This is a genomic window from Nocardia sp. NPDC003269 (genome assembly GCF_042888005.1).
GTDB lineage: Bacteria > Actinomycetota > Actinomycetes > Mycobacteriales > Mycobacteriaceae > Nocardia.
Window position 1 is genome coordinate 820,009 of sequence record NZ_JBIAPA010000001.1, and the last position, 13,878, is coordinate 833,886.

Genomic DNA, 13,878 nt, shown 5'->3' on the forward strand with positions numbered 1-13,878 from the left:
CGGATTCGGCACCAGGACTGCCGGCGGCGCCGCCGCATCGTCACCCAGTCGTGAGCCTCTGGCGCCGCAATCCATCACTGCCGTACAGAGGGCAAGCGGCTGTACGACCGACGCGCACCGGGCGGCAGCGAATCGACCAGCCTCCGCCGGCTGAGTGCCGCCCCGCACCGCTCGGTGTCAGTCCGCTTCGGTACCAGCGGTTTTCGCCGCCGCCTTCTTCGCCGGAGCCTTCTTGGCCGCGGTCTTCTTCGCCGCGGTCTTCTTGGCGACCGTCTTCGTCGCCGTCTTCGTCGCGGTCGACTTGGCCGCCGTCTTCTTGGCAGGCGCCTTCTTGGCCGCCTTCTTCGCGGTCGTCTTCTTGGCCGCCTTCTTCACCGGACCGCGGGCCCGGCGATCGGCGAGCAGCTCGGACGCGCGCTCGTCGGTGATCGACTCGACCTCGTCGCCCTTGCGCAGGCTGGCATTGGTCTCGCCGTCGGTGACGTACGGGCCGAACCGGCCGTCCTTGATCACCATCGGCTTGTTCGTCGCCGAGTCGTTGCCCAGTTCGCGCAGCGGGGCAGCGCTCGCCGCCTGCCGACCGCGCCGCTTCGGCTCGGCGTAGAGCTTCAGCGCCTCGTCGAGGGTGACGGAGAACAGCTGGTCCTCGGTCGCCAGCGACCGCGAATCGGTGCCCTTCTTCAGGTAGGGCCCGTACCGGCCGTTCTGCGCGGTGATCTCCTCGCCCGAGGCCGGGTCGTTGCCGACCACGCGGGGCAGCGAGAGCAGCTTGAGCGCGTCGTCGAGGGTGATCGTCGCCAGATCCATCGACTTGAACAGCGAGCCGGTGCGCGGCTTGACCTCGGCCGCCTTCTTGGTGGTCTTCTTCGCCGGCGTCGCGGCCGGGTCCGGCGCGGGCGGCTCGGGCAGGATCTCGGTGACGTACGGGCCGAAACGGCCCTCCTTGGCGACGATCTCGTGCCCCGACACCGGGTCGACGCCGAGCGAACGGCCCTCCTGCGGCGTCGAGAACAGCTTCTCGGCGACCTCGGGCGTCAGCTCGTCCGGCGGCAGATCGTCGGGCAGGTTCGCCCGCTGCGACACCGGATCGCCGTCCGGGTCATCGGGATTGACGACCATCCGCTCCAGGTACGGACCGAACCGGCCGACGCGGACCACGACATCGCGGCCCTCCTCGTCGACGAACATCTTGATCGAGTTCACTTCGCGGGCGTCGATGTCGTCGAGTTGCTCGCCGACCATCTTCTTCAGGCCGCCCGAGCGCGCCACCGATCCCTCGGCGCCGTGATCGCCACCGAAGTAGAAGCTGGACAACCAGTTTCCGCGCTGTTCGCGGCCACCGGCGATCGCGTCGAGGTCGTCCTCCATCGCGGCGGTGAAGTCGAAGTCGACCAGTCGTCCGAAGTACGCCTCCAGCAGGCCGACCACCGCGAACGCCACCCACGACGGCACCAGCGCGCTGCCGCGCTTGTAGACATAGCCGCGATCGAGGATCGTCTTGATGATCGAGGAGTACGTCGACGGGCGGCCGATGCCGAGCTCTTCGAGCGTCTTGATCAGCGACGCTTCGGTGTAGCGCGCGGGCGGATTGGTGCTGTGGCCGTCCGGGGTGAGCTCGACGGCGGTGACGCCCTGGCCCTCTTCCAGTGCGGGCAAACGGGATTCGGCGTCGTCGGACTGGCCGCCCGCTTCCTCGTCCACACTCTCGACGTAGGCCTTGAGGAAGCCGGGGAAGGTGATCGTGCGACCCGAGGAGGAGAACACGCACTCCTCGCCGGTCCGGGCGGTGCCGGTGATGCGCAGGGTCAGCGTGGTGCCGCGCGCGTCGGCCATCTGTGAGGCGACGGTGCGCTGCCAGATCAGCTCGTAGAGCCGGAACTCGTCCTGGTCGACCTTGGCGGCCAGCTGGCCCGGGGTCATGAACGTGTCGCCGGACGGGCGGATCGCCTCGTGCGCTTCCTGCGCGTTCTTGACCTTGCGGGTGTACTGGCGCGGCGTCGGCGAGACGTATTCCGCGCCGTAGAGCTGGGTGGCCTGCGACCGCGCGGCGGCGATGGCCGACTCCGACAGCGTGGTCGAGTCGGTTCGCATGTAGGTGATGTAGCCGTTCTCGTACAGCCGCTGCGCCACCCGCATCGTGCGCTCGGAGGTGAAGCGCAGCTTGCGCCCCGCTTCCTGCTGCAGCGTCGAGGTCATGAACGGCGGGTACGGCTTGCGCGAGTACGGCTTGGCCTCGGCGGAGGAGACCACCAGGTCGGCCCCGTCGAGCGCCTCGGCCAGCCGACGCGCGTACGCCTCGTCCAGCACGACCACGCCGGAGGCCGACTTGAGCTGACCATCGGAGCCGAAGTCGCGACCGGAGGCGACCCGGTCGCCCTCGACCTGGACCAGCCGCGCGCCGAAGGTCCGCGGATTGGTCGAATCGGAGTTCTCGTCGACGCCCGCGTCGAGCTTGGCGGCGATATCCCAGTACTCGGCGGAGCGGAACGCCATGCGCTCCCGCTCACGCTGCACGATGACGCGGGTGGCGACGGACTGCACGCGACCCGCTGACAGGCGCGGCATGACCTTCTTCCACAGCACCGGACTGACTTCGTAGCCGTAGAGGCGGTCCAGGATGCGGCGGGTTTCCTGCGCGTCGACCAGGTCGTTGTCGAGTTCGCGGGTATCGGCGGCGGCCGCGAGGATGGCCGGCTCGGTGATCTCGTGGAAGACCATCCGGCGGACCGGGACCTTCGGCTTGAGCGTCTCGAGCAGGTGCCAGGCGATCGCCTCGCCCTCGCGGTCGGGGTCGGTGGCGAGGTAGAGCTCGTCGGCGTCGGCCAGCAGGCTCTTGAGCTCGGAGACCTTGGCCTTCTTGTCCGGGCTGACGACATAGATCGGCTCGAAGTCGTGATCGACGTCGACGCCGAGGCGCGCCCAGGACTGCCCCTTGTATTTGGCGGGCACGTCGGCCGCGCCGCGCGGCAAGTCACGGATGTGGCCCACCGAAGCCTCGACCGTGTAGTTGCGACCCAGGTAAGGCGCGATCTTGCGGGCCTTCGTCGGGGACTCGACGATCACGAGACGACGCAGGGGACGCCCCTGGTCGGCTGAACTGCGGTCTCGTGTTGCCACCGGCGAACACCTTCCTTCTATATCCGCGCGTCGGGAGGTCCGCTCGGTGCGCGGCTGGGGCAGACGGCGCGACGTTCGGACATCGCCACCAGTGACGTTTATACCTTGCGCACTTGGGTAGCTGCGTCCACGGCGGCTGGCGCCGCGGGTTTCCGGCCTCCTCGGCCTGGAGAACTTCTGGGCGACCTTACCCCTGAAATGGCTCGTCCCCCACCTCCGCACAGGAGGTGGGGGACGGGCGTTGATTCGATTCGCAGCTCAGGAGAGCGCGCGAACGCCGGTGGCCTGCGGGCCCTTGGTGCCCTGGCCGACCTCGAACTCGACCTTCTGGTTCTCCTCGAGGGTACGGAAGCCCGTGCCCTGGATCTCCGAGTAGTGGACGAAGACGTCAGCGGAGCCGTCCTCGGGCGCGATGAAGCCGAACCCCTTCTCCGCGTTGAACCACTTCACAGTTCCCTGTGCCATTCTGTTCCTTCTCTTTCTTACCGGAACGGCGGACAACTGGGTTCGTCCACCGGGTCCGTTCCGACCGCTGTACTGTTGGTCCCCCTGCAAGGAAAGCCTGAGCACGGCGTTCGCAACATCGATCCTGCTGATGGTTTGGACTTTCGATCCGTCCCTCGAACACAGAAGCTTGCGACCGAGACCCAGTGAACCATGTCCACGAGCAATTCAACAGTCGAGTTACCGACAATTTGCAAAATTCTTGATCTTGCGAATGCGCAGGTGAGGGAGAGATTGGGTGAATCCGTACTTCCAGTCTGTTTGCTTCACGATAACCGGGTGAGCTTCCAGCAAACCTGCTGTGACCCAGGTCGCTATTGGGTTACGAAATCGCAGGTAGCGCTCGCCGCACACACACGTTTCACACTTCCGGCGTGGCGCGAGAGGGCTATGGGATGAATCCGGCAGAGCGGACCGAGGTCCAGCCGACAGCTATCGGCGAGAGCTACGGGCGATCGTTGCTGAATCGTGTCCTGGTCGAGGCGGCGTCCGGCGGCAACCCGCTGACCCATGTCGCCGAGCTGCCCGCCCGGCCCGCGCGCACCACCGATTGGCCGGACTGGGTGCCATCCGCGCTGGTCACAGCGTTGGACGCGGCCGGGATCGAGCGCCCGTGGGACCACCAGACCCGGACCGCCGAGCTGGCGGCGGCCGGAAAGCACGTCGTCGTCAGCACCGGGACCGCCTCCGGGAAATCTCTCGGCTATCTCCTGCCGGTACTCACCGCGCTGCACGACGACCCGCGCGCGACCGCGCTGTACCTGTCCCCCACCAAGGCGCTCGGCGCCGATCAGCTGCGCGCGGTCGGTGCGCTGATCCACGACAATCCCCTGCGTGAGGCCCATCCGGCGAGCTACGACGGCGACACACCCGCCGAGATCAGGCAGTGGGTCCGGGCCAATGCCCGGTGGATCTTCACCAATCCCGACATGCTGCACGTCGGGCTGCTGCGTTCGCATCAGCGCTGGGCGCGCGTGCTGCGCAATCTTCGCTATGTGGTGGTCGACGAATGCCACTCCTACCGGGGCGTGTTCGGTTCGCACGTCGCCCTGGTGCTGCGCAGGCTGCGCCGGCTCGCCGCGTTCTACGGTGCCGACCCGGTGTTCATCCTGTGCTCGGCCACCAGCGCCGACCCCGGCGCGTCGGCGAGCAGGCTGATCGGGGCGCCGGTCACCGCCATCACCGAGGACGCCTCGCCGCACGGTGCCAGAACCGTCGCGCTCTGGGAGCCGCCGTTGAGCACAGCCGTGACCGGCGAGAACGGCGCACCCGTGCGCCGGACCGCGACCGGCGAGGCCGCCAAGATCATGGCGAGCCTGGTGGCCGAGGGCGCGAGGACGCTCACCTTCGTCCGCTCGCGCCGGGGCGCCGAGCTGATCGCGCTCGACGCCCGGCGTGTCCTCGCCGAACGAGCTCCTGAACTGCAGGAACGGGTCGCGGCCTATCGCGCTGGCTATCTGGCCGAGGATCGCAGGGAGCTGGAACGATCGCTCTCGGAGGGCACGCTGCTCGGCGCGGCCAGCACCAACGCGCTCGAGCTCGGTGTCGATATTGCCGGTCTGGACGCCGTGGTCATCGCGGGTTTTCCCGGCACCGTCGCCTCGTTCTGGCAGCAGGCGGGGCGCGCGGGCAGGCGACTGCAGGGCTCGCTCGTCGTGCTGGTCGCCACCGACGATCCGCTCGACACCTACCTCGTCCACCATCCGGACGCCCTGCTCGCCCGGCCGATCGAGGCCACCATCACCGACCCGTACAACCCCTACGTCCTCGGACCCCAACTGCTGTGCGCGGCCATGGAACTGCCGCTCACCGACGCCGAGGTGACCGAGCTCAGGGCCGACGCCGTGCTCGCCGACCTGGCCGGCGAGGGCTTGATCCGGCATCGCCCCGGCCCCCGCGGCGCACCGGGCCGGTGGCACGTCACCGCACACACCCATCCACACGACGCGGTGGATGTGCGCGGTGGCCTCGGCACGCCGGTGGCCATCGTCGACGCCGAATCCGGGCGTCTGCTCGGCACCGCCGACGCGGGCCGGGCGCCCGCCACGCTGCACAACGGCGCCGTCCACCTGCACCAGGGCGAGACCTACCTGGTCGACGAACTCGACCTCGACGGCGGCGTCGCCTTCGTCAACGAGGTGGACCCCGGCTTCACCACCAGCGCACGGCAGGTCACCTCGATCACCATCGAAGCGATGGCCGAAGAGCGCGTGTTCGGTGCCGTCACCACCGCATCCGCGCAGGTCGCGGTCACCCATCAGGTCGTCGGCTACCTCCGCACGCTGGTCACCGGCGAGGTGCTCGACCAGGTCGAGCTCGATCTTCCCGCCCAGACCCTGCACACCAAGGCCGTCCTCTATACCGTCACGCCCACGCTGCTCGCCGCCGCCGGAATCACCGACGACGAGCTCCCCGGGGCGCTCCACGCCGCCGAGCACGCCGCGATCGGCATGCTGCCGCTGGTTGCCGGCTGCGACCGCTGGGACATCGGCGGGGTCTCGATCGCCGAGCATCCCGACACCGGCGCACCGACCGTGTTCGTCTACGACGGGCAACCCGGCGGCGCGGGCTTCGCCGAGCGAGGATTCGCCCAGCTGGACGCCTGGTTGGCCGCCACGCTCAGCGTCATCCGCAGCTGCGGCTGCCAGGACGGGTGCCCGTCGTGCGTGCAGTCACCCAAGTGCGGCAACGGGAACAACCCGCTGGACAAGGACGCGGCGGAACGGCTCCTGGTGGCCGTGCTGGGCGAGTTGCGGGCACACCCCGGCACGACAGCGGATTCGTAATACCGACACGCCGGCGGCGTGACCGGCGCTACACCCCACTGCGAGAATGCTGGTCGCTCGACCATTTTTCCGTTGACCAGCGGCGACGCCACCCCGGGTCGGTCGCCTCCGAATAAAAAGGACGACTCTTCTGTTAACTGACGCATTGCCGACGGGCGCCCGCGAGTAGGCCACATCATTATTTTCGTTTAGTTCTCTCCTCATAAAAGAATGTGCATGGAATTCCGGGAATAGCCCTCGACGGAATTACGGATTAGTTCGGTGCGGAACAACCACCGACCAGTGATAACACTTCCGTGTCACACACTCTCATCCACCGGACCCGCCCGCGCGGCGGCCGCGATCACGTGCACGCCGAACACTCCGAATGTCGCATTCGCTTCCACCACGACCACCACATCCCACTGCTCGACCACACACCGCGCCACCCGCGCACCCATCCGTCGGCCGACCTCAGCGGCCTCGGCACACGCCGCCTCGGCGCCCTCGGCCAGCACACTCGCCGCACCCAGCGCACCGAGGTCGGCCGCCGCCTGCGCCCGATGCCGGGCGACCACCACCACACCGACCTGACCGATCACCAGGGTCAGCGCGATCAGCCCGGCGAGCGCCACGCACGCGAACACCGTCGCCCCGCCGGCATCCCCGGCGAGCCACCGCGCTCGCGCCCCGGTCATCGACCGGCTCCCGGCTCGGTGACCGCGACCGCCTCCGCGCGCAATCGCAGACCGGGAAGGAGTGTGGTGCCCGCGCCGACGACCGCCACCACACGGTCGCCCTCATGGCGGATCTCGACCGTCGCCCCGGGCGGTGCGACCGTCCGAGCCGCCGCGACAGCGTTCGTCGCGTCGCCACGGGCAGTCAATCTCGCCGCCTCGCGGGCCGCGTCGACACAACGCACCTGGGTCGACGCGGCCAGCAGAGCTCCGACGCACAGCACCACCGCCGACACCAGCGCGGCGAGGGCGATGGCGGCCTCGACCGTCACCGCACCCGCGTCATCACTGAGACTACCTGTGCCGCAACGATTTACACACTCGTGTTGAGCGCCTTGTCGATGATCTGGGTCAACGCGTTGACGATGCTGTCCCCCGTCACCACCCCGTAGAGCACCGCACCGAACGCGGCCGCCGCGATGGTGCCGATCGCGTACTCCGCGGTGGACATGCCGTCGTCGTCGATCAGCAGGCGCATGATCCGTGCCCGCGCTCCTATATATACGGCGCGTACGAACGTCATCGTGATCCCCTCTCCTTCCACACCACCCGGCCGATCCGCGTGGTGACGTTTCGCCGGCCTCGGCGAGGCCGGTCACAGCAGGCCGCCATCGCCGAGGACCCGGTCCGCCAGGCCGATCACGACGGGAACGATGCCGAGGCAGACGAAGGCGGGCAGGAAGCACAGCCCGAGCGGCCCACCGATCAGCACGCCCGCCCGCTCCGCCCGCGCGACCGCGGCGTCCTCCACCGCCTCACGCCGCTGGTCCGCCAGTTCACCGACGGCAGCCGCCAGCGAGGAACCGGAGCGCGCGGAGCGCCGCGCCAACCTCGCGAGTGATTCCACCTCGTCCGCACCGGCCGACCCGGCCGCGTCCGCCGCAGCTCGCTCCCAGGCCGTCGCCGCATCCGCACCGAGCGCCAGCAGATCGGCCGCTCGGAGCAGCGCGGCCCGCAACACCGGCGGCGCCGTCCCCGCACTGGCCCGCGCGGCCGCGGCCATCGGCAATCCCGCCCGCAGACACGCCGCCAGCAGATCGAATGCCGACGCCGACCCCAGCGGATCCACTTTCGCCTTCCCCCGACCCACCTCCGGCACCTCCGCCGGTGCAGACCCGAGCGCCCGCACCCGCCGACTGACCGCCACCCGCGCCGGCAGCAAGGCCACCGCCATCGCGGCCACCAGCAGCGCGGCAGGCGGTGGCGGCCCTTCCAAGTAGTGCACAGCAGTCCTCCCCTCGATGTTCCGAACCAACCCAGGGCCGAGCACTCCGAACCCTCTTTCCGTCAACGCATTACGCGAGGGCGGAGACGGTCGAAAGCGCGGACGCGGCGCTCAACACGCCTGCGGCACACCAGTGGTCGGTGCGGGCAAGTCCCGCGCGCCGGAGCTAGAAGACGCCCGCTGTAGTCCCGGATCGCCTGGTCACCTGGTGATCGCCGGTCTTCCGCCCAAGCACCTCGCTCACGCGCACCCAGCCCACGCACCCCGCTCACGCGCACCCAGCCCACGCACCCCGCTCACGCGCACCCAGCCCACGCGCACCCAGCCCACGCACCCGGCCCACGCACGCACCCGGCCCACGCGCCTCACTCACGCGCACCCGGCCTACCCGCCTCGCTCACGCGCACCCGACCTACGCACGCACCCGGCCCACGCACCCGGCCCACGCGCGCCTCGCTCACGCGCACCTGGCCCACGCACCTCGCTCACACGCACTTGGCCTACGCAAGCACCCGGCTCAAGCGCACCCGGCCCACGCACGCACCCGGCCCACGCATCTCACTCACGCGCACCCGGCCTACCCGCCTCGCTCACGCGCACCTGGCCCACGCACCTCACTCACGCGCACTTGGCCTACGCGAGTACCCGGCTCACGCACCTCGCTCACGCGCACCCGGCTCGCACACCAGGGCGCGGCGTCAGCGATAGCGCCGGAGGCTGGGAGCCGGGACCAGGTCACCGTGGTTGCTGATCGTCGCCTGTCCTCCTCCTGACATCGCGACCTCTCGCGAAGTGGGGCCTGCGTCGATACGTCTGACCGGGAGCCCGGGCCAGGGGCATCACGCTGTTCCTCGGCGGGTGATGGCATCTGTCCACAGCAATCCACAGCAGGCCAGGCCTGCGCCTAGTGGCAGGAGCAGTTCGCCTGCGGCGGAACCGAAGAGCACCGACAGTGGTGCGGCGCCCATGAGCTGGCCGAGGCCGATGCCGACCAGGGGTAGGCCGGCGAGGACCGTGGCGGAGGCGCGGGCGCCGGCGAGGGCGGCTTCGGTGCGGTCGCGGAAGCGGATGCGGCCGAGCAGGTCGGTCCTGGCGGCGGACAGCAGTTCCGCCAGGGCGAGGCCGTGTTCTTCGGCGACCCGCCAGGCGGTGGCGACCCGCGACAGTTCCTCGGCGACCGGCGACTCCGGGTGCAGCCAGCCGTCGGCCCCGGAACCGCCGAGCCTGCTGCGGCCCGCGCTGATCGCGAGCACCCGGGCCGCTTCCCCGCGGGACTCCGCGGCCGCGGCTTCGGCGGCAGCGCTCGGATGCGCGCCGACCCGCAGTTCACCGACGACCGCCTCGAGACCGGCCAGGAGATGACCGCACTCCGTCCGGCGCACACGCTCACCATGACCGCGCCGATTCCGCACCGCGACGGTGACGCCCACCATGAGCACCGCCAGCCCCGTCCCGATCCCCAGCGCGAATGCCGTGCACCCCAGGCCGATTCCCGCACCCAACGCCACCGGTATCCGTCGTATCGCGCGCGTCCCGCCCGCACCGAACAATCGTTGAAAACGCCGTCGATCGCCCGCGGCGGGAAGCAGCAGCACCGCCACCGCGCAACAGAGCAGTCCGACCGCCATCGCCACCTCCGTGCCGTTCTGTCGTCGATTCCTCGTCCGGTACCGAAGTCACCTCTCCCGCCGACGAGGGCGGTGAATCGCGCAACGCCACGGGCAGGGGTCCGGTCGTCGACAGCAGCTCGGCCGAACCAGCCGAACCGGCAAGCATCCCGGTCGGGGGCGGAGCGAGTGGGGTTGTCCGCGCCGGGAGCCTCCCCGGCGCAGGCCCGCCGGACCGCACCGCTTCCGCCACCGCGAACGCGACATCGAAAGCCAACTCCCCTAAGGGATCCGGTCCAGCTTCGATCGGCGACCTCGCCCCTGCGCCACGAAGGGCTCGGAGGCCGACGCAGCGGCGCCCGCGGTTGCGAGAGCGCGAGTCCGCAGCGACGGGGAACGTGTGCGCCGCGGTGCGATACCGCCGCGGCGTATCACCTGGGTCTGATCGCATTGCCCGAGCCAACGGCGTGGCACACGGTTCTACGCTCGGCACCGCCGGCGGCGCGCACGCATCATCGACGGGTACCCCGACAGCGGATTCCCCGCCGCCCTGTCGCCCGCGACTCGAAAACAATTCCTGCAGAGACACTCTCAACGTCCGCACCCCAAGCGTCACCGCACCGCTCAGGTGAACCGATCGCCTCGACCGATGTGTACCGCCTGCGCCACTAGCCCGCCCCTTCCTGGCCCGCACCCGACTTCGCTTGCCATCCACCGCGAAGGCGGTATCGGTACGAATCGGCCACACGCCCGTAGTCGTAGCCGACAATCCAGGCTCACGGCGAGACCAGGCACCGCCGCGATCCCGATCCCGATCCCGATCCCGGAAGTGATGACCTCCGACCTGCGGGAATGCGTCGATCTCGCGGACCGGCCACACGCCGGCGCCCGTACAGGCAGTCCCGCTGCCCCTTCGGGTTCGCGTCGAGACCAGGCTCGCCCCGGCACCCGAACCGTGCGACGCACCACCGGTCATCGGCGATACGTCCCCCTCGCGATCCGACCGACCGTCGGTGCTCGTGCCAGCGGGTTCACCAATCGCGCTGGTACGCAGCGCAACCCGATCGTTGACATGCGCGATCGCAGTGTTGTCGCAGATCGTCCACAAGCAGGCACTCCCATTCGACGTCTCGGGCCCGCCGCCCTCCTGCTCAGGATCACAGTCCTGAGCAGGAGGTTCATCGATATTCAGACGCGCGTCGTTCTCGCAGACCGGCCGAATCCCGGACCGCACGGCAGCAGACTCATCACCCTGGTCGCTGGTCACCGAGCTTCGGTCCACTTCCCACGAAGACCCCGCATCGATGCGGACCGGCCACATGCCGACACCGGTACTCGGCATCAACGCACCACCACGATCCCGGCCCGAATCAGCGCCGACCTGCGGGAACGGACCCTTCTCACGAACCGGCCGACCGTCGGCCCGCGCACCATCGGACGCACACTCCCGCTGACTGCGAGCCGATCCCGAGCCACTTGCGTGCGAAGAACCGCCGTTGCGGCGGACCGGCCAGGCCCCTGCGCCCGTGGTTCTCATCCGAGTCTCCCCTCGATCAGGCGGGCGAGTTCGGCGGCGGCGGGGGTGGGGGCGTCGTCGGAGCGCCAGGCGGGGGTGATGCGGATGCCGGTGCCTGCTCGTTCGAGGACACCGATTTCGCGGAGGCCGCGGGTGCCGTCGGCGCGGCGGTGAACGTGCAGGATGACCTGGACGGCGGCGGCGAGCTGGCTGTGCAGGGCCGCGCGGTCCATGCCGCCTAGGGCGGCGAGCGCTTCCAGGCGGGCGGGGACTTCCTGCGGCGAGTTGGCGTGGACGGTGCCCGCGCCGCCGTCGTGGCCGGTGTTGAGGGCGGTGAGCAGGTCGACGACCTCGGCGCCGCGCACCTCACCGACGACGATGCGGTCGGGGCGCATGCGCAGCGACTGGCGGACCAGGTCGCGCACCGTCACCGCGCCGACGCCCTCGACATTGGCGGTGCGGGCGACCAACCGCACCACGTGAGGATGGACGGGTGCCAGCTCGGCGGCGTCCTCGACGCAGATGATCCGCTCGGCCGGATCGACCGCGGCCAGGAGTGCGGAGAGGAGGGTGGTCTTGCCCGCGCCGGTACCGCCGACGACGAGGAAGGCCAGCCGGGCGCGAACGATGTCGGTGAGCAGCTGGAGCGCGGCCGGTGGCACCGAGCCGGCGGCGGACAGGGCGCGCAGTCCCTGGGTGGCGGGACGCAGGACGCGCAGGGACAGGCACGTGCCGTCGTGCGCGACGGGTGCGAGCACGGCGTGCAGGCGGACCCCGAACGCGTCGCCGAGGGTCGCCTCGGTGCCGGTGAGCTTGCCGTCGACCCAGGGTTGCGCGTCGTCGAGCCTGCGGCCCGCGGCGAGGGCGAGGCGCTGGGCGAGACGGCGGACCGCGGCCTCGTCGGCGAACTGGACATCGGTTCGCTCGAGTCCGTGACCACGGTCGATCCACACCGAGTCGGGTCCGGTGACGAGCACATCGGCGACCCGGGGATCGTGCAGCAGCGGCTCGAGCAGGCCCGCCCCGGTCATCTCGGTCTGCAGCAGGCGCAGCGCCCGCAGCAGGTCGGTGTCGGCGAGCACGCCGCCCGCCTCGGCACGGATCGCGGCGGCCAGCTGCGCCGCGTCGGGGACACCCGGGTGCTCGGCGAGCCGTTCGCGCACCCGCTCGAGCAGCTCGACGGTGACGAAGGTGGTCATCGCGCCGCACCCACCATCGACAGCACGGCATCGGCCGCGTCGCGCAGTGGACCGCGCCTGCGCACACTGAGCCCACCCCGTTCCAAGCGCGCGGCAAGGCCCGCCTGCCCGCGCACCGCGGCCAGCAGCGGCAGGCCGAGCACCTCGGCGACTTCGGCGCCACGCAGTCCACCCGGCGCCGGCCCACGAACGACCAAGCCCCGATTGGGATTTCGCGCGCCCAGGTAGGCCGCCACCACTTCGGCGGCGGCGACAGCGCGCAGCCGTGCGGGGACGACGAGAACCACCAGATCGGCGGCATCGACCATCGTGTCCGCCGCCGGGCCTCGCTCGCCGGACACATCGCAGACGACCAGATCCCCTGCTGCCCTGCCGGATTCGATCACCGCGCGCACGGCGGCCGGGGTGAGCTCGGTCGGTGGCCGCCCGGCACCGTGCCGCCCGCACGACAGCACCGCCAGCCCGGCGGTCGCGGCAGGCAGCGCGCTGTGCAGCGCGGCCGCGGAGACCCGGCCGTCCTCGATGACCAGATCCGGCCAGCGCAAGCCCGCGACGTTCTCCATCCCCAGCACCAGGTCGATGCCGCCGTCGAGTGGAGCGCCGTCGATCAGCACCGTGTCCGGCCGTAACTTCCGCGCCGCGGCGCGCAGGGCGATGGCGGCCGCGAGCGTCGACGCACCCGCGCCGCCGCCGGCCCCGGCGACCGCGACGACCGCGCCTTCCCCGGTTCTCGACTCGGCGTGCTCGGCGAACTGCTCGACCAGCGCGACCGCGCCCGAGGGCAGCGCGACGACCCGCTCCGCGCCGACCGCGGTGGCGGCCTGCCAGTCGGGTACCGCGGGTTCGCCCTCGGTGACGAGGACGATCCCCGGCCGTCGCGGGTACCCCGCCGCGGCGGCCGCGGTGGCGGCGGCGGTGTCGAGGATCACCAGCCCCGCCCCCGACCACGCGTGCCGCCCGACGGGCAGGCCGCGTTCGTCGGTGACGCGTTCGGCGGCCGCCGCGACCCGGCGCACTTCGGCGCGCAACCGGGGATCGCGCACGAGCACCAGGGCGGGGGCGAGTCCGGTGGCGGAGGGTGCGGCGAGGAGGTTCATGCAGCTCAGCGTGGCCGAGCGCGGAATTTCCCAACAGCGGTCAGAGCGCGATTGTGGATAACTCGGGGGTGTGGAGAACTTATTCGACCTACCCGGAAATAGAGGACGGCC

10 protein-coding genes are annotated in these 13,878 nt (G+C 70.6%); 1 reads left to right on the forward strand and 9 read right to left on the reverse strand.

Annotation, left to right across the window (positions count from 1 at the left end; genetic code table 11):
* Positions 1-177: 177 nt before the first annotated feature.
* Both topA and ACFYWJ_RS03760 read right to left on the reverse strand, forming a co-directional pair.
* Positions 178-3,063, reverse strand: a complete 2,886-nt coding sequence (gene topA, locus ACFYWJ_RS03755; protein ID WP_355281015.1) for a type I DNA topoisomerase — start codon at positions 3,061-3,063, stop codon at positions 178-180.
* A gap of 312 nt (positions 3,064-3,375) precedes the next feature.
* A complete protein-coding gene (locus tag ACFYWJ_RS03760; protein ID WP_019044597.1) occupies positions 3,376-3,582 on the reverse strand; it encodes a cold-shock protein in 207 nt (68 codons plus the stop codon).
* Between the two features lie 434 nt (positions 3,583-4,016).
* Here ACFYWJ_RS03760 and ACFYWJ_RS03765 point away from each other — a divergent pair, with 434 nt between their 5' ends.
* On the forward strand, positions 4,017-6,407 hold the full coding sequence (locus tag ACFYWJ_RS03765) for a DEAD/DEAH box helicase (protein ID WP_355280885.1): 2,391 nt from the start codon (positions 4,017-4,019) through the stop codon (positions 6,405-6,407).
* Positions 6,408-6,706: 299 nt separating this feature from the next.
* On the opposite strand, the gene ACFYWJ_RS03770 is transcribed toward ACFYWJ_RS03765, so the two are convergent.
* The 7 genes from ACFYWJ_RS03770 to ssd all read right to left on the reverse strand — a co-directional run bounded on the left by ACFYWJ_RS03770 (position 6,707) and on the right by ssd (position 13,767).
* Entirely contained in the window at positions 6,707-7,084 is a 378-nt protein-coding gene (locus ACFYWJ_RS03770) for an Rv3654c family TadE-like protein (RefSeq protein ID WP_355280887.1), read from the reverse strand.
* Positions 7,081-7,395 carry a TadE family type IV pilus minor pilin gene (locus ACFYWJ_RS03775; protein ID WP_355280888.1) on the reverse strand — a complete coding sequence of 105 codons (315 nt, stop codon included), beginning with the start codon at positions 7,393-7,395 and terminating at the stop codon, positions 7,081-7,083. The genes ACFYWJ_RS03770 and ACFYWJ_RS03775 overlap by 4 nt, the downstream gene beginning before the upstream one ends.
* Positions 7,396-7,436: 41 nt before the next feature.
* Positions 7,437-7,646: a DUF4244 domain-containing protein gene (locus ACFYWJ_RS03780; protein WP_355280889.1), complete on the reverse strand. Its 210-nt coding sequence runs from the start codon at positions 7,644-7,646 to the stop codon at positions 7,437-7,439.
* A gap of 72 nt (positions 7,647-7,718) precedes the next feature.
* Complete coding sequence (locus tag ACFYWJ_RS03785) at positions 7,719-8,297, reverse strand: type II secretion system F family protein (RefSeq protein ID WP_355281016.1); 579 nt, start codon at positions 8,295-8,297, stop codon at positions 7,719-7,721.
* Between the two features lie 890 nt (positions 8,298-9,187).
* Positions 9,188-9,976 carry a type II secretion system F family protein gene (locus ACFYWJ_RS03790; RefSeq protein ID WP_355280891.1) on the reverse strand — a complete coding sequence of 263 codons (789 nt, stop codon included), beginning with the start codon at positions 9,974-9,976 and terminating at the stop codon, positions 9,188-9,190.
* Between the two features lie 1,512 nt (positions 9,977-11,488).
* Positions 11,489-12,670: a TadA family conjugal transfer-associated ATPase gene (locus tag ACFYWJ_RS03795; RefSeq protein ID WP_355280892.1), complete on the reverse strand. Its 1,182-nt coding sequence runs from the start codon at positions 12,668-12,670 to the stop codon at positions 11,489-11,491.
* Entirely contained in the window at positions 12,667-13,767 is a 1,101-nt protein-coding gene (ssd, locus tag ACFYWJ_RS03800) for a septum site-determining protein Ssd (RefSeq protein ID WP_355280894.1), read from the reverse strand. Before ssd ends, ACFYWJ_RS03795 begins: the two co-directional genes overlap by 4 nt.
* Positions 13,768-13,878: the final 111 nt, after the last annotated feature.

Excerpts from the sequence above, each read along its gene's own strand:
- ACFYWJ_RS03760 (WP_019044597.1), bottom strand. The coding sequence starts at position 3,582 with ATGGCACAGGGAACTGTGAAGTGGTTCAACGCGGAGAAGGGGTTCGGC.
- ACFYWJ_RS03765 (WP_355280885.1), top strand. The coding sequence starts at position 4,017 with ATGAATCCGGCAGAGCGGACCGAGGTCCAGCCGACAGCTATCGGCGAG.
- ACFYWJ_RS03770 (WP_355280887.1), bottom strand. The coding sequence starts at position 7,084 with ATGACCGGGGCGCGAGCGCGGTGGCTCGCCGGGGATGCCGGCGGGGCG.
- ACFYWJ_RS03780 (WP_355280889.1), bottom strand. The coding sequence starts at position 7,646 with ATGACGTTCGTACGCGCCGTATATATAGGAGCGCGGGCACGGATCATG.
- ACFYWJ_RS03785 (WP_355281016.1), bottom strand. The coding sequence starts at position 8,297 with ATGGCGGTGGCCTTGCTGCCGGCGCGGGTGGCGGTCAGTCGGCGGGTG.
- ACFYWJ_RS03790 (WP_355280891.1), bottom strand. The coding sequence starts at position 9,976 with ATGGCGGTCGGACTGCTCTGTTGCGCGGTGGCGGTGCTGCTGCTTCCC.
- ACFYWJ_RS03795 (WP_355280892.1), bottom strand. The coding sequence starts at position 12,670 with ATGACCACCTTCGTCACCGTCGAGCTGCTCGAGCGGGTGCGCGAACGG.
- ssd (WP_355280894.1), bottom strand. The coding sequence starts at position 13,767 with ATGAACCTCCTCGCCGCACCCTCCGCCACCGGACTCGCCCCCGCCCTG.